The organism is Tunturiibacter gelidiferens (genome assembly GCF_013410115.1).
GTDB classification, from domain to species: domain Bacteria; phylum Acidobacteriota; class Terriglobia; order Terriglobales; family Acidobacteriaceae; genus Edaphobacter; species Edaphobacter gelidiferens.
This window is the reverse complement of the sequence record NZ_JACCCV010000001.1, coordinates 1,934,607-1,954,466: the sequence shown is the minus strand read 5'-3', so window position 1 is coordinate 1,954,466 and position 19,860 is coordinate 1,934,607. Positions and strand designations below refer to the sequence as shown.

The following is a 19,860-nucleotide window of genomic DNA, read 5'->3' as shown; positions in this document are numbered from 1 at the left end:
ATCTCTCCCCCTAAAAATGCCGTATTCTAGAGACTTGGCCGAACATCGCCACAGAACTCACATGGGCATTACTCACATCACCGTCCGCGGCGCTCGCCAGCACAATCTGCGCAACGTCGACGTCAGCATCCCGCGCAATACCCTCACCGTGGTCACCGGCCTCTCCGGCTCCGGAAAATCCTCTCTCGCCTTCGACACCATCTACGCCGAAGGCCAACGCCGCTACGTAGAAACCTTATCGGCGTACGCAAGACAATTCTTAGACCAGATGGAGCGCCCCGACGTCGACGCCATCGACGGCCTCTCCCCCGCCATCTCCATCGAACAGAAAACCACCTCCCGCAGCCCCCGCTCCACCGTCGGAACCATCACCGAGATCTACGACTACCTCCGCCTCCTCTACGCGAGCGTAGGCCAGCCCCACTGCCCCAACTGCCACCGCCCCATCACCCGCCAGTCCGCCGAGCAGATCGTCGAACGCATCGCCGCCCTCTCCCCCGGCGAACGCATCACCGTCTACGCCCCCATCGTCCGCGGCCGGAAAGGCGAGTTCCGCGAAGAGCTCGAAGCCCTCGACCAGCAAGGCTTCCGCGCCCGCATCGACGGCGAGATGACCGAGCTCACCGAAGGCATGCGCCTCGAAAAGCGCAAGAACCACACCATCGAAGCCGTCGTCGACCGCATCATCCTCAAGCCCCTCCCACCCGAAGCGAGAGAACCCAACACCAACGCAGCCCTCGCCAACGCAACCTCCAAATACGACACCCGCCGCCTCGAGACCTCCGTCACCAAAGCCCTCCAGATGGCCAACGGCCTCGTCCTCATCGGCATTCAGAACCCCAACACCCGTGAGCAGGACGAAACCCTCTACTCCTCCTCCATGGCCTGCCCAGACTGCGGCATCAACGTCCCCCGCCTCGAGCCCCGCAGCTTCTCCTTCAACTCCAACTACGGCGCCTGCCCCAACTGCCACGGCCTCGGCAGCATCTACGACTTCGACCCCGCCAAGACCATCACCGACTGGTCCAAGCCGCTCCTCGACGGCGCCATGGGCCCCGGCAGCGGCTCCGCCTACCTCCTCCGCCTCATCAAGCTCTTCGCCGAAAAAACAAAAATCAACATTAAGCTCCCCTTCGAAGACCTCACCACCGAGCAGCAAAACCTCTTCCTCTACGGCCCCCCGCGCGCCGAAGCCGGCCGCACGGGCTTCCATGGCATCTTCGAATACCTCCGCTCCAACCTCGAAGACACCAAATCCGAGGGCTATCGCGAGTACATGATGCAGTACATGTCCGCGACCATCTGCCCCGTCTGCAAAGGCCGCCGCCTCCGCCCCGAATCCCTTGCCGTGACGGTAAACGGCGCATCGATCGCCGACTTCACCGCCCTACCTCTCGAGCGCGCTCTTACCTCCGCCCGCAACATAAACTTCGTAGGTCGCGACCGCATCATCGCCGACCGCCTCCAGCGCGAGATCATCGAGCGCCTCGAGTTCCTCAACGCCGTCGGCCTCGGCTACCTCGCCCTCGACCGCTCCGCCGCCACCTTATCCGGCGGCGAAGGCCAACGCATTCGCCTCGCCACCCAGATCGGCTCGCGCCTCCGCGGCGTCCTCTACGTCCTCGACGAGCCCTCCATCGGTCTCCATCAGCGCGATAACCAGCGCCTGATCAACGCCCTCGAAAACCTCCGCGACCTAGGCAACACGGTCCTCGTCGTCGAGCACGACGAAGACACCATCCGCAAGGCTGACTACGTCCTCGACCTCGGCCCCGGCGCCGGAAAAAACGGCGGCCTCCTCATCGCCGACGGCACCCCCCAACAAATCATGGACAATCCAGCGTCCATCACCGGCCAGTACCTCGCCGGCAAGATCGAGATCCTTGCCCGGACCCAACCCCGCGAACTCACCAACAACTGGGTCACCGTCGAAGACGCCCACTCCCACAACCTGCAAAACGTCACCGCCCACTTCCCCCTCGGCGTCATGACGGTCATCACCGGCGTCAGCGGCAGCGGCAAATCCACCCTCGTCAACGACATCCTCTACCGCTCCCTCGCCAAAGAACTCTACGGCTCTCGCGAAGAGCCCGGCCAGCACGGCAAGGTCATCGGCATCGATCAGCTAGACAAAGTAATCCAGATCGACCAGTCCCCGATTGGGCGGACTCCTCGTTCAAATCCCGCCACCTATACCGGCGTCTTCACCGCCATCCGCGACCTCTTCGCCATGCTCCCCGAATCGCGCGAGCGCGGCTACAAGCCCGGTCGCTTCTCCTTCAACGTCCAGGGCGGACGCTGCGAAGCCTGCCAGGGTGAAGGCCAGCGCCGCATCGAGATGAACTTCCTCCCCGACGTCTATGTCCTCTGCGAAGTATGTAACGGACGTCGTTACAATCAGGAGACCCTGTCCGTCAAGTTCAACGGCTACTCCATCGCCGACCTCCTCGACCTCCCCATCGCCGACGCCGTCCCAATCTTAAAAGACATCCCCACCGTCAACATCAAGCTGCAAACCCTCGTCGACGTAGGCCTCGGCTACATCCATCTCGGCCAGTCCGCCACCACCCTCTCCGGCGGCGAAGCCCAGCGCATGAAGCTCGCCCGCGAGCTCAGCAAGCGCCAGACTGGCCGCACCCTCTACCTCCTCGACGAGCCCACCACCGGCCTCCACTTCGACGATGTCAGAAAACTGCTTGAGGTCCTCCACCGGTTAACCGACCTAGGCAACACCGTCGTCATCATCGAGCACAATCTCGACATCATCCGCAACGCCGACTACATCCTCGACATGGGTCCCGAGGGCGGCGAAGGCGGCGGCCGCGTCATCGCCCACGGCACGCCCGAGCAGATCGCCACCGTCGCCGCCTCCCACACCGGAGGCTTCCTCGCCCGCTACTACACCTCCCACAAATCCAACTTCGCCAGCCGCAACGGCACCAGCCACGCCGGCCCCCAGCCCCGAACCATCGCCGCCGCCCCCGACGCGATCAAACAGCCAAAAGCCAAATTCATCGCACCAGAGAAGAAAACCGGTCTCGCCAAAGCCAGCACCACCAAACCCGCCGAAAGATCCCCCAAAAGCATCAAGCCAAAAGCCGCAAAGAAGTCCACAATAAGCAATGCAGGGACTCGAAAAGATTCAGGATCGAAGAACAAACCACCCGCCTCAAAGCCGGCCCCAAGCACGAAAAAAGCATGAGCGAACTAACCCCGAACCCCGCAACCCAAGCCTCCGGGTCCCCCGTGTCCCGATCCGCTAGCTCGGACATCGCCCAACACACGGCCGCTTTTCTTTCTCCAAACCCGGTTCCCGCCCCACCCCAGACCCGAAGCCAATCAGACGCTCCCGTCGTGCACCCCATACTCCCCGAAGGCGAGGCCATCCTTCAGCCTCCCATGGACAACACGCCCAATGACGCGCCCGAGGACGCTCCTCACCGCATCCCCAACCTCGGCCACGCCCTCCTCTTCCTCGCCATCGCCGGCCTCTTCCTCTTCCTCACCCAGCTACTTCTCCTCGGCTTCACTCACGGTCCCGCGATCGGCGGCAAACTATCAGCCGCCTCCTTTCCGCCCAAGCTGCTCATAGCCTCAGAGGCTTTCACCTACCTCGCGACCCTCGCCATCTCCTGGTTCGTCTTCCCCCTCCTCTGGAAGCGTCCCTTCGCCAACGGCATCGACGCGAACCCCGACGCCGCCCGCCGCAACGCCTTCCGCCTCATCCCCATCGGCCTCACCCTCTCCTTCGCCGTGCAGGCCATCTCGTCCGTCATCGCCATCCCCAAAGACATCCCCATGGACGACTTCTTCCGCACGCCATCGGACGTCTGGCTGGTCACCTTCTTCGGCATCCTCCTCGCCCCCCTCTTCGAAGAGATCCTCTTCCGCGGCTTCCTCCTGCCCGCCGTCGCCATCGCCTACGACTGGCTCTCGCTCCCCCGCACCCCCGCCGCCCGCGAGTTCTGGTACTCCAACAACAAGATCTCCACGCCCGCCCTGGTCTTCTCCGCCGTCTTCACCAGCATCCTCTTCGCCGCGCTCCACGGCCAGCAGACAGCCTTCACCTGGCCCGTACTGCTGCTGCTCTTCTGCGTCTCGCTCATCCTCAGCGCCATACGCATCCGCCTTCGTTCTGTTCTGGCCTCAACCCTCATCCACGCCAGCTACAACTTCACCATCTTCCTCACCGCCTTCATCGCCACCGGCGGCTACCGCCACCTCGATCGCATGACGCGCTAAAAGCAAATTTCTTGTTGCTATAGAGGTGTTCTACCGCTCATTTTTGTTGTCATTCCGCACCCTGAGCGAAGTCGAAGGGGGAGGAATCTGCTTTTGCCCTCCGTTCGGCATCCTCTACATCAACTCGAAATTTGCTCTAGCTCGAACACCTGGCCCGTCGTTTCACTCAATCACTGATCCCGACAATCTGCCTCACGTAGCGCGGCGCAGCCGCCTCCTTCAGCATGAAGCTCGCCACATCGCCTCTCGAGATCACGGTGCCGCCCTTCGGCAGGTGCCCTGCCACCTCTCGTATCCGACCCTTTGCAGTCTGGTTCACCAGCCGCGGAGGCCGCACCATCGTCCACTCCAGATCAGGCTGCATCATCTCAGCCTCCGACCTCACATGGTCTTTCACCACATTGTGAAACAGCGTGCCGCCAAATAACGCAACCATCGCTCCTGCGTCCGAAAACAAAAACGCCGACGTGACGTGGATCAAACGCCTCACTCCGGCCACCCGCATCGCTTGCACCACTGCATGCCCAAAATCACGCCGCAGCGTCGTCTTGCGCAGGGTAGACGGACCAAATCCGGAGATAACCACCTCACTCTCGCGGACAGCAACAGCCATCTGCTGCACATCAAAAAGATCGCCGCCAATCACACGCAACCGCGGGCTCTTCTGGCTTACCTTCTCTGGAGAACGCACAAACGCCGTCACCTCATGCCCTGCTTCGAGCGCACCGGAAACAAGCAGCCGTCCGATCCCGCCCGTCGCACCAAGAATCATTAATCGCATTGCATTCTCCTCTCACTCACTCTGTCCAGCACCCTCTTGTTTAGCGCCTTCGCATCTAGCGCTCCGCTCCAGCCTTCGCCGGAAGACCAGGAATCTGCACGCCAATCTGACGCAGCACACCAAGCTGGTCCACCTGAATCCAAACCTCGGCAATCTTCGCTCCCTCAAACCGGTAGAACACCACGCCATGATTGGTCAGCTGTCGCCCCGTCGGAGCCACACCAAGAATAGGAACAGTATTCGTCGCGACCATCGTCCAACGCGCCGCGCCCTTGTCCCCATTGGTCAAAACATCGTCCACCGTGAAGTGACGATCCGGATACATCGCCCGAACCTGCTGCATGCCTTGCTCGAACGCAGCCAGTCCCCTCTGTTCGTTCGACCCCGTATGATTCACCACATTCGCCGTCACCAGCTCAGGCAACAAATCCGTCCGCCCTTGATTCAGGCACTCCTCATAAAGACGATGGATCGTAGCAGCATGGGCATCAACGTTCGACATCTGTCCTCCTCCTTGCATGGAATGGGCCGCAGGCTGCTGCGCCGCGGAGTTGAGAGCCAACGCGCCGATTGCCACCGAAAACGCAATCGGAAGAGACTTCAAGCGAAACGCATCGATTTTCACAACAGCACCTCATATTCGATATATATGTCTATATCGAATAATTGACTATACTGCGAATGTGAAGAAAAAGTCCACCCCCGGCTCAACCGCAAAAAAGAAGCCCAGGCAGAAGCGAACCTACGAGTCCCCCGCCCGCCAGCGTCAGGCCGACGAAACTCGCAGCCGCATCGCCGCAGCCGCGCGCCTGCTCCTTACTCGCAACGGTTACGCCGGCATGACCATCCCCGCCGTAGCAGCGGCCGCCGGAGTAGCCGTCCCCACCGTCTACGCCATCTTCGGCTCCAAAAAAGGCATCGTTGCAGAGCTGCTCGATCAGGCCCGCTTTGGCGACGACTACCACGCTCTCGTCAACGAGGTTCAGCAAGTCACCGCCCCCCTCGAGCGCCTCACCTTCGTCTCGCGCATCGCCCGCCGCGTCTACGAGTCCGAAGTTCCCGTCGAAGATCTTCTCCGCGGAGCCGGCATGCTAGCTCCCGAACTCGCGTCCGTCGAAGAGGAGCGCGACTGCCAGCGCTACGATCGCCAGCTCCTCGTCATCGACGCCCTCCACAAGGCAAAACTATTCCGCCCCGGTCTCACCCGCGACACCGCGCGCGACATCCTCTGGTGCCTCACCAGCCGCGACCTCTATCGCATGCTCGTCCGAGACCGAAACTGGACTCCCCAGCAGTACGAAACCTGGCTTAACGAAGCCCTCCGCCGCGAACTGATAAAAGCGATCTAAGCCTCGCCATCGCTCTATCAGCCGCTCCAGTCAATTTTGCCTGTCAAGCTCCCCACCTTTTCAACTAATTGCAAACAAACAACTTCCACGTGGCGTATTAGTTTCAACCAATTCGCTATACTTGATTTAAATCAGAAAAAGCCCCGGACAAAACCGGGCTTTCTCCATTCACCCCGCTAACCCTAGTCAAGAGAAGAATTTAGCTACAACCACTTTCGATGGAATAATTTAGCGATCCATAAAAACGTATACCGCTGCAAACAATAGACTTACTCCTGGATATCACCCGGGGGGGTACCCCCTCAGACGGAATTGGCCACAACCTGCTCTACAATCGACCCTGACCATGTCAACCGACAGCCGCACCACCCTCCTCAACCTCATCGCCACCCACTCCTTTAAGCTTGGTGACTTCACCCTCGCCAGCGGCCAGAAGTCGGACTACTACATTGACTGCCGCATCACCACCCTTCACGCCGAAGGCGGCCGCCTCTCCGGCCTCGTCCTCTACGACCTCATCCGCGAAATCCTCCCCAATCCCGAAAGGATCGAAGCCGTAGGCGGCCTGACCATGGGTGCCGACCCCCTGGTCTCCAACACCGCCAGCGCAAGCGCCTGGGCACTCGCCGACTACAACGAGATCGCCGAACTCTCCGACGCCCTGGAACTCGACGCCGACGAACGTAGCAACGAAGGCCCCGCACCCACCCTCATCCACGGCTTCCTCGTCCGCAAAGCCGAGAAAACCCACGGCACCGGCCGCCGCATCGAAGGCTTTCTCAAACCCGGCGCCTACGTCGTCATCGTCGACGACGTCTGCACCACCGGCGGTTCCACCATCACCGCCATCGAATCCACCCGTGAAGCCGGCATGCACGTCGCCGGAGTCCTCTGCCTGGTAGACCGCGAACAGGGCGGCCGCACCAACATCGAAGCCGCGATCCCCGGCGTCCCCTTCCACTCGGTCTTCACCGCCTCCGACGTCCGCGCCGCTCACATCGCTCAGCAAAAATCGAGATGAGCGCAGCCGAACAACAATCCAGAGCGCTCGCCTTCCTGCGCATCTCCATCGGCCTTCTCTTCCTCATCTTGGCCGAGTACAAACTCACCAGCACCAAATTCATCTGGGGAGGAATGGCCCAGGACATCGGAGGGTTCCTCAAAGAGGGCTCCTACGCCTTCATCCGCCCCCTGCTCAAAAACATCATCCTCCCGCACGCCGTCTTCTTCGGCGCCGTCGTCGCCATCTCCGAACTATTGATTGCACTGAGCTTGCTCGCAGGAGTTCTGGTCCGCTGGGCTAGCCTCGGCGGTCTGACCATGGTGCTGCTCTTCCTCTTCTCTTCGAACTATCCCGGCCCCAACTCCCCCTTCTGGCTGTTCTTCGGTGCCTCTCTCGAGAACTCCGTCCTCGCCCTCTGCTTCATTGCTTTCCTGATCAGCCCTCCCCCGCAGCGCTGGATTCCTCGCCGGCCCAAGCAATAAGGCAATCTCCCACCTCTCCAAACAAGCCTCGCGCATTCGCCGTTTTCCGCTGTATAAACGCGTTGCCAAGGGAAGTTCCTGTTTATTTTCTTGACTGTCTCCCATCGCCGCTGGTAGGGTTCGTTCGCTCTTCAAACAATAACTATTCCGGGCCTGAAAAGTTGTAACACCTTTCGGAGGTTTTCACGTGATCACGCTAAAGAAACTAAGACTCATCATTCCCCTTCTCGTCCTCGCTCTATCACCCTGTGTCTTCGGGCAGGCGGTCAACGCAACACTGCTCGGCACGATCAATGACCCAACTGGGGCAACTGTTCCCGGGGTCAAAGTCACCGTGATAGAAGCCGCGACCGGCGCCGTTCATCAAACTGTGACCAACGAGAGCGGCAACTACACCATTCCCGATCTTCCGCCCGGAACCTACAACATCACCGCAGAGGCTCCGGGATTCAAGAAGGACACGCATCAGAACATCGATCTCCTCACAAACTCCTCCACACGCATCGACATCTCCATGGTGACTGGCAGCGTCTCGGAGACCGTTCTTGTGACGACCGCTCCCCCTCTCCTTCAGACCGACCGTGCCGACATCAGCACCAAGATCGAGTCCAAACAGGTCGCTGATCTACCCCTCGGAACCAACCGCAACTTTCAAACACTGCTTAATCTCGTTCCCGGTATGGCGCCTGCGACCTTTCAACACTCCCAATTCTTCAATGCCGCAAGCACCCTGCAAACTGAAGCGAACGGCCTGCCACGCATGGGCAATCTCTACCAGATCGAAGGCATCGATGACGATGAGCGCACCGGACTTCTCCAGATCATCATCCCGCCGGCGGAGTCCATTCAAACTGTAGATATCTCAACCAATAACTTCGAAGCAGAGCTTGGCCGTGCCACCGGCGCCGTCACCAATGTCATCCTGAAATCTGGGTCGAACGCCTTCCACGGTTCGGCCTTCGAATTTATTCAGAACAGCGCCGTAAACGCTCGCTCCTACTTCGGTGGCCCCCTCGGTCATCTGTCGTACAACTACTACGGCGGCAGCATCGGCGGTCCCATCATCAAAGACAAACTTTTCTTCTTCGCGGACTATCTCGGAACCTCAGATCATGAGCGCGTTAGCAGCACTCTCACCATTCCAGATTCGCGTTATTACACTCCGAACGCTCAGGGCAACATCGATCTCAGCGCCGCCCTCGGAGCAGTCGACCCGGCAAGCCAAACCAAGATAGGCCAGGTCTTCGATCCCGCCAGTGGAGATGGTAAGACGACACCGCGCACACCTTTCGCGAACAATCAGATACCGATCAGTGCGGTCAATCCCGTTTCGCTAAAGATTCTGCAGATGGTGAACGCTGCAGCCCTTACCAATGGAACCCTGAACCATAGCGCGCCTCTCATCAACCCTGCCAACAACTACACGACCAACCTTCCCTTCACCAAGGGCACAAACAGCTTCGATACAAAGGTCGATTGGACCATCAACGAGCGGAACCACCTCAGTGGCCGATACAGCTATCAGCGTGTCAACACCTTCCAGGCTCCCGCATTTGGCTCTTTCCTGGGTGGCCCTGCTGGCGGCGGCTTTGAAGGTACCGGCCTCCAGACCTCTTACAGCACTGGCGGCAACTACGATCACATCTTCTCTCCGACCCTCTTCACGGAAGTCCGATTCGGCGTTGCCCACCTGCGAAACAACTCACAGCCAAGCGACTACGGCTCCAACGACGCGGACGCTCTGGGTGTCCCAGGCGTAAACATCGCGGGACAGCCCTTTACCTCCGGACAGGTTGGCCTCACCATCAACGGCGGCTTCTCCGGAACTCTCATCGGATACTCAGCCTCGGTCCCATGGATTCGCGGCGAATCGAACATCGACTTCGTTAACAACTGGACTAAGGTCATCCGCAACCACACCATCAAATTTGGTGGCGACCTTCGCCGTGTCCGCGACGACCTGCTCCAGGATCAAACCTTCAGCCCACGCGGTGCATTCACCTTCTCCGACGTTCAGACTTCAAGCAACGTCTGCCCGTCCGGACCAGCCAGCTGTGTCGCGGCAAAAACAAACATCTCCAACGACATCGCCAGCTTCCTCTTCGACCTTCCCAGTCAGACGGGACGCGACCTCAACACCTTCTTTCCGGCCTACCGTCAATGGTGGTTCTTCGCCTTCGCCAGCGACAAGTGGCAGGCAACCTCAAAGCTGACCGTCGACCTCGGCATTCGCTGGGAGTTCTATCCGCCTGCAACGCCAAGGCACTCCGGTGGTTTTTCCAACTACGATCCCACGACCAACAACATCGTCATCGCGGGCACCGGCGGCAACCCGGACAATCTCGGTTTAGAGACTCGATACAGGTACTTCGCACCGCGTACAGGATTCGCTTACCGCGCGACAGACGATACCGTCATCCGCGGAGGCTTCGGCATCAGCTACATGCCGTTCCCGGACAACGTCTACGCCTATAACTACCCGATCCGCGCCAACAACAGCTATCAGCCGGCGGGAGCATCGCCCTTCACTCCTGCAGTACTTGGTGATGGGGTAACGCCAGCTACCTTCCAGGCCGGCTTCCCCGCCCCGGTAAAGGTCACTATCCCCTCCAGCGGCATCATTCCCGCGAACACCAGCTTCTTGAAAAATCAAGCCTATTTTTACATCCCTAAAACCTTCAAGAATGCATACGCCGAATCCTGGAACGTCGCAGTGCAGCAGGCATTCCGTGGAAATCTCTCGCTTCAACTCGCATACGTCGCAAACCACGGCGTCGATATCTCCGGCGCTCAGAACATCAACCAACCGACGACCTACGGCGGGGGCGCAAAGTCTGATCCTGAAAATATCCTGTTCGGACGTACTGCGGCGACCAATCAATACTTCCTCCCCTTCTCTTCCAACTACCAATCCCTTCAGGCGCAACTGACAAAACGATTCTCAAACAGCCTGGCATTTACCTCGGCCTTCACCTGGGGCAAAGCAATGGGCTACATCAGCAATAACGTCTCGCCAGCGAACAGCCCTGACGATGGCGGCCTATTGTTCTATGCGAACCCTCGCAAAAACTACGCTCCACTCGACTTCGACCGCACCCTGAACTTCGAGCAGAGCTTTACCTACGAGCTTCCCTTTGGTCGTGGCCATAGCACTTTCAACTCCGGCTTCGCGAACGTCGCTCTCGGAGGCTGGAAGATCTCCGGAATAATCTCTGTCCTCTCCGGCCTTCCCTTCAGCGTCCTCACAAACGGTGCAAACCTCAACACTCCCGGAACCTCTCAGACGGCGAACCTCACAGGCACATACCATGTCACGCATCAGGTCGGTGCGAACGCGCACTGGTTCGACCCGACAGCCTTCTCTGTCCCCAGCGGATGCCCTACAAATACCACCTGCACACCTGAGAATGTCGGCGCCGGCAACACCGGAAGAAATCAGTTCCGCGGCCCTGGTTATATTCAGGACAACTTCTCCTTGTTCAAGAGCTTCAATATCTTCCGAGAAGCCACCATGGAGACTCGCATTGAAGCCTTCCAGTTGAGCAATACCCCGCAATTCGTCTTCAATCCAAACTTCAGCAACACCAACAACTGCTGCACGGCTTCTAGCTTCGGTCAGATCACAAACACCCTCGGCAGCGGCCAGGGCAGCGTAAACGGGGTCGGAGGAGGCCGCACCCTGCAGGCGTCGGTGCATTTCCTGTTCTGAGAATCAACTTATTGGCCGGTCAGCGCGTCCATTAGTTGACCGGCCTTTACTCAACCCGTCGTACCACTATCGATTCCTTTCAACCACGAACAAACAGGAGAAACATGCCAGGCGTTTCCAGACGAAATTTTCTAGCAGGAGCCGGAATGGCCGTTGCAGCCACCGCAGCCCGACCATTGTTTGGCCTCCCTACCGCGGCGCAATCCCCCTTCAAAATCGCAGTCATCTCGGACGAGATCTCGCAAGACTTTGATCATGCCTGCTCCGTCATCGCGAACGACTTCGGCCTGCACTATGTGGAGCTGCGCGAGATGTGGGGCAAGAATCTCCAAACCGTCTCCGACGCCGAGATTGCCGAAGCTCAGAAAATCCTCGCGAAATACAGCCTCCAGGTCACTGACATCGCGAGCCCCCTCTTCAAAGTCGACTGGCCCGGCGCCCCCAAGTCCCAATACAGCTCCAAGGAAGACCTCCACGGCGCCGCCGAGTCCGCCTACAAGCAGCAGGACGAAGTCCTCGCTCGTTCCATCTCTCTCGCAAAACAGTTCAAGACCGACAAGATTCGCTGCTTCGACTTCTGGCGCCTGGATGACGTCGCTCCCTACCGTGCAGCCATCAACGAGAAGCTTCGAGCCACCGCTGAGATCACCGGCCAACAAGGCATTCTCTTAGTCATCGAAAACGAATTCGCATGCAACACTGCCACCGGCCGCGAGGCAGCAAAGACCCTCGAAGCCATTCAATCCCCGCACTTCGTCCTCAACTGGGACGCCGGAAACGCCGTCATGCGCGGCGAACTCGACGCCTTCCCCGGTGGCTGGGACGCTCTGCCCAAAAACCGCATCCACCACTGCCACTGCAAAAACGCCGTCAAGGACGACACAGGAAAGATCGTCTGGTCGCCCGTGGATAAAGGTTACGTCGACTGGACCGCACAGTTCCGTGCCCTAAAACAAGCCGGCTACCGCGACGCCGTCAGCCTCGAAACGCACTGGCGCGGAGCGGGCACCCCGGAAGCCTCCACGCGAATCAGCTGGGCTGGCATGAAGCAGTGCCTGATGAACTCGGGAACCTTTTAGACCGTCTCGAGCGACAGCCATCACTTCGAAAGATATTCTGTGCCGTTTCAGACCATGGGAGAAAAACAATGATTACCAGACGAGAGTTTCTCGACACACTAGCAGTAGGAGCAGCGAGCCTCGCTGTCGCATCAACCGCAAAGAGTTACGCGCAGATCCTCGGCTCCAACGACCGCCTCAACTTTGCCGTCATCGGTGTTCGAAGCCGAGCCTACGCTCACCTCTCCGCGCTCAAGGCGAACAAGAAAGATGCGCGCATCGCCTATGTCTGCGACGTGGACAGCAACACGCTAAAGAAGTTCGCCGACGACACGCAAAAAGAGATGGGCGAAGCACCTGCAGCCGAAAAAGACTTTCGCCACATCCTTCAGCAGAAAGACGTCGACGCGATCACTATCGCTGCGCCCGACCACTGGCACACCCCAATGGCCATCGCTGGATTACAGGCAGGTAAGCACGTCTACGTCGAAAAGCCCTGCAGCCACAACCCGGCCGAGGGCGCGCTCCTCGTACAAGCCCAGCAGAAGTACGGAAAGCTCGTCCAGATGGGCACCCAGCAGCGCTCCTCACCCCACACCATTGAGATCGTCGACAAGATTCACAACGGCCTGATTGGCCGTGCTTACTTCGCCAAGGCATGGTACAGCAACGTAAGAAAGTCGATCGGCACAGGCAAGGAAGCGCCCGTACCGCCGCAGCTCGACTGGGATCTCTGGCAGGGTCCCGCGCCGCGACGTGCCTACACCGACAACATTCAACCCTACAATTGGCACTGGTTCCGAACCTATGGCACCGGCGAAACCCTCAACAACGGCACTCATGAGATCGACGTCTGCCGTTGGGCACTCGGTGTCGACTTCCCCGACCGGGTGACCTCATCCGGTGGACGCTATCAGTTCAAGGACGACTGGCAGTTCTACGACACCCTCGTCACCAGCTTCTACTACCCCGACAAGATGATCACCTGGGAGGGCAAGAGCTGCCAGGGGATGAAGTACTACAACCGCGACCGCGGATCAGCCATCATGGGAACCACCGGCACCGTGCTCGTCGATCGCGACGGATACGAGATCTACGATCTCAAAGGAAACAAAACCAGCGAGTTTGCAACTGGAAAAGAAACATCCTCCTCCGATCTCACCGGCCGCGACTCCATGACCGACGCTCACTTCGCGAACTTCATCGCCGGAGTTCGCAAGGGTGAAAAACTCAAGGCTCCCGTCTCCATTGGAAACGTCGCCGTTACCATGCTTCAACTCTCCAATGTCGCCTGGGAGGTCAACCGCGAGCTTCAACTCGATAACACCGACGGGAAGGTGCTGCACGACTCCGAAGCCATGAAGATGTGGGGCCGCGACTACGAAAAAGGTTGGGCGCCACACGTCTAGTCTTTAGCTCTTTAGCGCGACCTGCGGACTTCTATAAGCGGTCCGCAGGTCAGCGTGTATCAACTCCGTCGTCGTTGTATTTGCAGGCACAATTCGAGCGCCTGACGCCAAGACCATTGCCACACACTCAAAGAAAGCGCGAGTCCCAACCACTCATGACCAATACGCTCTCACGTCGCAGCTTCGTCCAATCCGGCGCTCTCCTCGCGGCGGCAGGAATCACCTCCAACGCCCTTCCCTCCCTGGCCCTGCAACCCTCGCACGCCGCCGGAGCGCCGTCTCCCATTCAACTCGGACTGGCCAGCTACACCTTCCGCAACTTCACCCGCGCACAGATGATCGGCTTCATGAAGCAGCTCAACGTCACGGAACTCAACGTGAAGGACACCAAGGATCATCTTCCCATGGATCCAGCGGAGGAGAGCAAGGCACTCGCAGACTACACCGCCGCCGGCATCAAGCTCCACGCCGCCGGAGCGATCTACTTCGCCAAAGACGAGGATGCTGACATCCGCAGCAAGTTCGAGTATTGCAAACGCGCCGGAATCTCCGTCATCGTCGCCGGCGACCCAGCGCCCGACACCCTTCCCCGCGTAGAAAAATTCGTCAAGGAATACGACATCCGCATCGCCATCCACAATCACGGCCCCGAAGACAAACTCTGGCACTCCCCGCTCGATATCCTCAAGGCCGTCAAAAACATGGACCCACGCATCGGCTGCTGCATCGACGTCGGCCACACCGTCCGTGCGGGCACAGATGTAGTTCAAGCCATTCACGAGGTCGGTCCACGCCTGTTCAACGTCCACATGAAGGACCTCACCAACTTCGAAAGCAAAGAAAGCCAAGTTGCCGTGGGAGACGGAATTATGCCGGTGAGAGGAATCTTCGAGGCTCTTATCAAAACCAAATACAAAGGTTTCGTCGACCTGGAATACGAGGTCCACGCCGACGACCCAATGCCAGGTGTCATCGCCAGCTTCTCCTACATGCGAGGCGTCCTGGCCGGAATGGGATATCTAACCCACGGCTGATCCCGCCAGATCTCCACTACAAGCAACCCTAAATCCGAGTCACGCCCCGATATGAATCTCGTCGTCCGATGTCATTGTTAGCGCGAGAATGTTATCCTGCCGCTGGCTGGCGCGGCTGAGTTCTCTGCTGCCGACGGATTTGACAGTCGACACAAGCAATGACGATGGGCTAATCCAGAGGGGCGGTCGTCGAGATGAAGGAGCAGCATTGAACACACTTGAGATAAACATCAGGAACCACGAGGGAATAGAAGCCGTTGAACTGAGCGGTGCACTCGTCCTCGGCGTTCCGGTCAATAACCTGCGACAAAAAATAGACAGTCTGACTGCTCATGGAGCGACCCGGTTCGTCTTCAATCTCACCGGCATCAGCCGCATGGACTCGAGCGGCATCGGACTCCTGGTGATGATCATGAGTTCAACGAAAGAGGCGGGCGGGGCCTTGAAACTCGTAAATCCATCGAAGCAAGTAACGCAGACCTTGAAGATGTGCAACCTTTTACCGCTCTTTGAGGTGTTTTCCGAGGAACAGGAAGCTATATCCTCTTTCTCTAAATCCTGAGTGACCACACAACACCGCGCCTCTCAAACGCTGGCTCCAGGGTCCACGCACACGATCGCCTTAGGCAACAGTGTTCTGTATCGTTCCTTCCCCCCTGTCGCGATAGAGATTGTTGCGGAAGAAGCATAACCCGCCTGCAGAGATCCTTGCACTAATCCTCTCGAGTCCAAATTCCAACTCAGGTCCAAATTCCAACCGTCGCGTCTGTGAGACAGCGAGCCAATGGTCATAGACCCTCGCCGCTTAGTCCCGTGGAGGGAGACGCTGCCATTCGAAATCCACGTTGGGACGCATAGAAGAGCAATCATATGTACTGGGCCCTCCGCAGGGCCGTTCCGGGCACTATGACCAATATTCGCGAGGAGAGGTTCCAGATCTTTTCATGAGCCTGTAAGCCTCAAAGCCCAACCTTGACAGTCATTTGTCGGGACGTGCATAGTCTCTACCGGTCAAACGTTTGCCTAAATCACACCCTGTCTCCAAAGAGAGTTCAGCCATGGCGAAGATTTCCTCAAACGTTTCCAATCAGGAGGCATAATGCAACACTTTCATTCCAGCAACACCACTCATCTCACGAGGTTCCTGCATTCTGTGCTGGGCCCGGCCGTTGTCGCGATCATATTCAGCCTGTGCGCCGTCACCGCTCACGCTCAATTCCGCGCGTCCATCCAGGGAACCGTAGCCGACCCCGAAGGCGCCGTCATTCCAAGTGCAACCCTCACCCTCACCGACAATGACACCGGCCGCGCACTCACCGCAACCTCCAACGACAGCGGCGTTTATAACTTCAACGCTCTTCCCTCGGACCACTTCACCCTCACCGCAGACGCGAAGGGATTCAAGCAGCAAATCATCAAAGACGTGCATATCATTCCCGAGCAGTCAAACGCCATCAACATAACCATGGCGCTCGGCGATACCTCTCTCTCGGTCACCGTCAATGGTGATCAGATCTCCGCTCTTGAAACCGAGACCGCCTCAACCAGCGGAACCGTCGACAGCAACCAGATCGAGCATCTCCCATCCGCCGGCCGCGACGTCTTCCAACTTGTCCAACTCGCGCCCGGAGTCTTCGGCGACGGCTCGCAGGGGGGCGCCGGTGGCACGAACAATCTACCCGGTACTCAGGGTCCAGGCGGCACCAACGCCAGTGCCGGTATCTTCGCTACCGAAAACGGGCCCCAGGCCGTCTCCAACGGCGGTCAATACGAAACCAATGGCATCTCGATCGACGGAATCAGTACCGTTAGCGCAGTGTGGGGCGGCACCTCCGTCATCACCCCAACTGAAGACTCCGTAGGTAACGTCAAGATCGTCTCCAACACCTACGATGCAGAGAACGGCCGTTTCAGCGGAGCCCAGATCCAGGTCACATCCAAGGCCGGCACCAACGACTTCCATGGCAGTCTGTTCTTTCGCGCCAGCCGTCCCGGCTTGAACGCCTACCAGAAGTACAACGGCCCCGGTTCGCTCACTCCGGGCACGGCCTCGGAACGCGGTCTCCTTAGAGACACTCAACGATTCAACCAGTACGGGGGCAGCATCGGCGGTCCCATCTTAAAGAACCGCCTCTTCGCCTTCTTTGCCTACGAAACCCAGCGAAACAGCTCCTCCGTCACCAGCACAGGTTGGTATGAAACCTCAGCCTTCGCGGCCCTTGCACCCGCTAACAGTATCTCGAAGACCTTCCTCACATTCCCGGGGGCTGGCGTCAGCTCCGCCGGCCTCATCAACCAGACCTGCGCGAACGTAGGACTAACCGAAAACGTCAACTGCCGCACCATCCCGGGCCAGGGCCTCAACATCGGTTCGCCGATCACCACAGGTCTCGGCACCCAGGACCTCACATGGCAGAGCACCGCGAATCCTGGAGTCGGCGGTGGACTCTCCAATGTAGCCGATATCGCCAACTACACCTTGTCAAATCCCAGCTCCATCACTGAGAGCCAGTACAACGGTCGCCTCGACTCCGACGTCACCAAAAAAGATCACATAGCGTTTGCCATTTACTGGGTGCCGCAGACTGTCACTCAATACAACGGCTCCATCCGCGCCTACAATCTCTTCCATCACGAACAGATCAATGACGCTTTCTCCGTCATCTGGAACCATATCTTCACGCCTTCCTTCCTGAATGAAGCTCGTGCCAACGCGGCAGGATATCGCTACAACGAGATCGGCTCCAACCCGCAGGCGCCCTTCGGCCTACCCACCGACTCAATCGGAGCACTCGGCAGTATCGCCACAACCTCCATCGGCAGCTTCGGCGCACCCGGCCCCGGCGATTACAACCAGTGGACTTATAGTTACCGAGACATCGCAACCAAAATCTTAGGGAACCACACCATCAAATTTGGCGGCGAACTGACACGCCTCTACTACCTCAACAACCCAACTTACTCCGCGCGTCCCAGCTATGTTTTCTATAACTACTGGGACTTCCTGAACGATGCACCGAGCTCCGAAAGTGGCAGCTTCAATCCGTTTACCGGCACTCCAGCCACCAACCGTCAGGACACCCGCGAAGACCTCTGGGGCTTCTTCGCTCAGGACGATTGGAAGGTTCTTCCCAATCTGACTCTCAACTTCGGCCTTCGTTACTCCTATTTTGGGCCCTTCGGTTCGAAGGAAAATAACATTAACGCTGTCATCCTGGGCTCCGGCACCAGCACCTTCAGCGGTCTTAGCATCAGGCCAAGCAGCACACTCTACAACTCACAGAAAGGTAACTTCGGACCGCAGTTTGGCTTCAACTTCAGCCCGCCTCATTTCAATGGGAAGTTCGTCGTACGCGGCGGTTACGGCCTCAACTACAATCAGGAGGAGATTGCCATTGCAGGCAACGTTGCGAGCAACCCGCCGACGGTCGTCAGTCCGAACTTCTCCAGCGCCAGCCCCGCCAACATCAACTCGAGCATCGTCTACGGGATAGCGTCCGATCCTCACTCACTCTTCGGCTATCCCCCAAACCCGCACACCATCACCACCTTCAACAGTGCTAACCTGCCTGTCGCCGGCGGCGTCGGACTCGTATCTCTCCCTCACAATCTACCCACCATTTATACCCAGCACTACTCGCTCGATACTCAGTTCCAGCTTCCCTACCAACTCGTCGCAACGGTCGGATATCAGGGCAGCACCACCCGCCACGTCATCGTCAACTCCAACCAATACGTCACCGCTGTCGCTCAGGGTCTTCCCCTCAACCCACTCGTCAACAGCCTCCAGCTCTTCGGAAACAATGGAGCGTCCAACAACAACGCCTTCCTCGCAGGCCTCAAACATCAAATGTCGCATCACGTCCAAATCGACGCTCAGTTCCAATGGGCCAAGAGTATGGATGACGGCTCCGGCCCTTACTATCAGGACCCCTACCCCTATGCGCCATACTTAGCTCGCGGCCGCTCAGACTACAACGTAGGCAAAGCGTTCAAGATCTACGGCCTCTGGCAGCCCGTCTTCTTCCACGGCTCTAGCGCCTGGATGGAGAAGGTTCTCGGCGGATGGTCGGTCAGCGGCATCTTCAACATTCACACTGGATTCCCATGGACCCCCGTCTTCAATGCACCCGGAAGCCTCTACTACGCCAGCAGCGGCTACAGCCAGTTGCGTCCAGCCACCTATCTCGGCGGAGCAGGTCACAGCACCAGCAACGACGCCTTCAAATCAGGACCCGGTGTAGGCAACGGCCTGAACCAGAACTTCCCACTCGCCAAGACTGAGAGCGGGACCGCGTACTACGTCCCACCGACCGCACCCGTCCCGACCGGATCGGGTCCACTCGCAATGGCAGCCCTGCCACAACTCCCGGGAGTAGCTCGTAACTCCCTCGACGGCCCCGGCTATAAAGATGTCGATGGCACCATCACAAAAGCCTTCGGCCTTCCCAAAATGCCCATCCTCGGAGAAAACGCGCAGTTCGAGATCCGCGCCGATGCCTTCAATCTCTTCAACAACCTCAACTTTCAAACCTCCAGCATCTCCAACGTCATCACCTCCAAAAACTTTGGCCAGGCACAAGCCGCTCTCGGTGCACGAACCGTCAACATCCAGGCCCGTTTCAGCTTCTAGCCAACCTCTTCCCGTCTGCACCAAATCCACCCAGGTGCAGACGGGGAGTTCTTCACCGTCATTGCAAAGTTATTCGTCGTAACCTAAGTTGTTTGTGGACAACCAGAGCCCTTCGTCGTCACTTTGAATCGTCACCCAAGATCCTTTCGGTCGTCATCCT

Annotated in this window: 13 protein-coding genes; 11 read left to right on the top strand and 2 right to left on the bottom strand. The window is 58.6% G+C overall.

Features of this window, described 5'->3' with window-relative positions:
- Positions 1-61: 61 nt before the first annotated feature.
- Both uvrA and HDF12_RS08230 read left to right on the top strand, forming a co-directional pair.
- Positions 62-3,202, top strand: coding sequence for an excinuclease ABC subunit UvrA (gene uvrA, locus HDF12_RS08235; RefSeq protein ID WP_246373512.1), 3,141 nt, complete (start codon positions 62-64; stop codon positions 3,200-3,202).
- Positions 3,199-4,242 carry a CPBP family intramembrane glutamic endopeptidase gene (locus HDF12_RS08230; RefSeq protein WP_179582037.1) on the top strand — a complete coding sequence of 348 codons (1,044 nt, stop codon included), beginning with the start codon at positions 3,199-3,201 and terminating at the stop codon, positions 4,240-4,242. The genes uvrA and HDF12_RS08230 overlap by 4 nt, the downstream gene beginning before the upstream one ends.
- Positions 4,243-4,408: 166 nt before the next feature.
- Here HDF12_RS08230 and HDF12_RS08225 read toward each other — a convergent pair whose 3' ends face one another.
- The gene (locus HDF12_RS08225; RefSeq protein ID WP_179582036.1) at positions 4,409-5,023 is read right to left on the bottom strand and encodes an NAD(P)-dependent oxidoreductase; all 615 of its coding nucleotides are present in this window, start codon (positions 5,021-5,023) and stop codon (positions 4,409-4,411) included.
- Between the two features lie 55 nt (positions 5,024-5,078).
- Positions 5,079-5,648: an ester cyclase gene (locus tag HDF12_RS08220; protein WP_373563874.1), complete on the bottom strand. Its 570-nt coding sequence runs from the start codon at positions 5,646-5,648 to the stop codon at positions 5,079-5,081.
- A gap of 58 nt (positions 5,649-5,706) precedes the next feature.
- Between HDF12_RS08220 and HDF12_RS08215 the strand changes: the two genes are divergently transcribed.
- From HDF12_RS08215 to HDF12_RS08175, 9 genes are all read left to right on the top strand, one after another.
- Positions 5,707-6,372, top strand: coding sequence for a TetR/AcrR family transcriptional regulator (locus tag HDF12_RS08215; protein WP_373563873.1), 666 nt, complete (start codon positions 5,707-5,709; stop codon positions 6,370-6,372).
- Positions 6,373-6,718: 346 nt separating this feature from the next.
- Entirely contained in the window at positions 6,719-7,393 is a 675-nt protein-coding gene (locus HDF12_RS08210) for an orotate phosphoribosyltransferase (RefSeq protein ID WP_179582033.1), read from the top strand.
- Positions 7,390-7,857, top strand: a complete 468-nt coding sequence (locus tag HDF12_RS08205) for a DoxX family membrane protein (protein ID WP_179582032.1) — start codon at positions 7,390-7,392, stop codon at positions 7,855-7,857. Before HDF12_RS08210 ends, HDF12_RS08205 begins: the two co-directional genes overlap by 4 nt.
- Before the next feature lie 187 nt (positions 7,858-8,044).
- Positions 8,045-11,566 carry an outer membrane beta-barrel protein gene (locus tag HDF12_RS08200; protein ID WP_348641567.1) on the top strand — a complete coding sequence of 1,174 codons (3,522 nt, stop codon included), beginning with the start codon at positions 8,045-8,047 and terminating at the stop codon, positions 11,564-11,566.
- Between the two features lie 146 nt (positions 11,567-11,712).
- Entirely contained in the window at positions 11,713-12,645 is a 933-nt protein-coding gene (locus HDF12_RS08195; protein WP_246373513.1) for a sugar phosphate isomerase/epimerase family protein, read from the top strand.
- Between the two features lie 68 nt (positions 12,646-12,713).
- Positions 12,714-14,033 carry a Gfo/Idh/MocA family protein gene (locus HDF12_RS08190; protein WP_179582030.1) on the top strand — a complete coding sequence of 440 codons (1,320 nt, stop codon included), beginning with the start codon at positions 12,714-12,716 and terminating at the stop codon, positions 14,031-14,033.
- Positions 14,034-14,188: 155 nt separating this feature from the next.
- Positions 14,189-15,067 (top strand): sugar phosphate isomerase/epimerase family protein, encoded by an 879-nt coding sequence (locus HDF12_RS08185; RefSeq protein ID WP_179582029.1) that lies wholly within the window; start codon positions 14,189-14,191, stop codon positions 15,065-15,067.
- 208 nt (positions 15,068-15,275) lie between these two features.
- Positions 15,276-15,629, top strand: coding sequence for an STAS domain-containing protein (locus tag HDF12_RS08180; protein WP_179582028.1), 354 nt, complete (start codon positions 15,276-15,278; stop codon positions 15,627-15,629).
- 537 nt (positions 15,630-16,166) lie between these two features.
- The gene (locus tag HDF12_RS08175) at positions 16,167-19,700 is read left to right on the top strand and encodes a TonB-dependent receptor (protein WP_179582027.1); all 3,534 of its coding nucleotides are present in this window, start codon (positions 16,167-16,169) and stop codon (positions 19,698-19,700) included.
- The last annotated feature ends 160 nt before the right edge of the window (positions 19,701-19,860 follow it).

Excerpts from the sequence above, each read along its gene's own strand:
- uvrA (WP_246373512.1), top strand. The coding sequence starts at position 62 with ATGGGCATTACTCACATCACCGTCCGCGGCGCTCGCCAGCACAATCTG.
- HDF12_RS08230 (WP_179582037.1), top strand. The coding sequence starts at position 3,199 with ATGAGCGAACTAACCCCGAACCCCGCAACCCAAGCCTCCGGGTCCCCC.
- HDF12_RS08225 (WP_179582036.1), bottom strand. The coding sequence starts at position 5,023 with ATGCGATTAATGATTCTTGGTGCGACGGGCGGGATCGGACGGCTGCTT.
- HDF12_RS08210 (WP_179582033.1), top strand. The coding sequence starts at position 6,719 with ATGTCAACCGACAGCCGCACCACCCTCCTCAACCTCATCGCCACCCAC.
- HDF12_RS08205 (WP_179582032.1), top strand. The coding sequence starts at position 7,390 with ATGAGCGCAGCCGAACAACAATCCAGAGCGCTCGCCTTCCTGCGCATC.
- HDF12_RS08195 (WP_246373513.1), top strand. The coding sequence starts at position 11,713 with ATGGCCGTTGCAGCCACCGCAGCCCGACCATTGTTTGGCCTCCCTACC.
- HDF12_RS08190 (WP_179582030.1), top strand. The coding sequence starts at position 12,714 with ATGATTACCAGACGAGAGTTTCTCGACACACTAGCAGTAGGAGCAGCG.
- HDF12_RS08185 (WP_179582029.1), top strand. The coding sequence starts at position 14,189 with ATGACCAATACGCTCTCACGTCGCAGCTTCGTCCAATCCGGCGCTCTC.
- HDF12_RS08175 (WP_179582027.1), top strand. The coding sequence starts at position 16,167 with ATGCAACACTTTCATTCCAGCAACACCACTCATCTCACGAGGTTCCTG.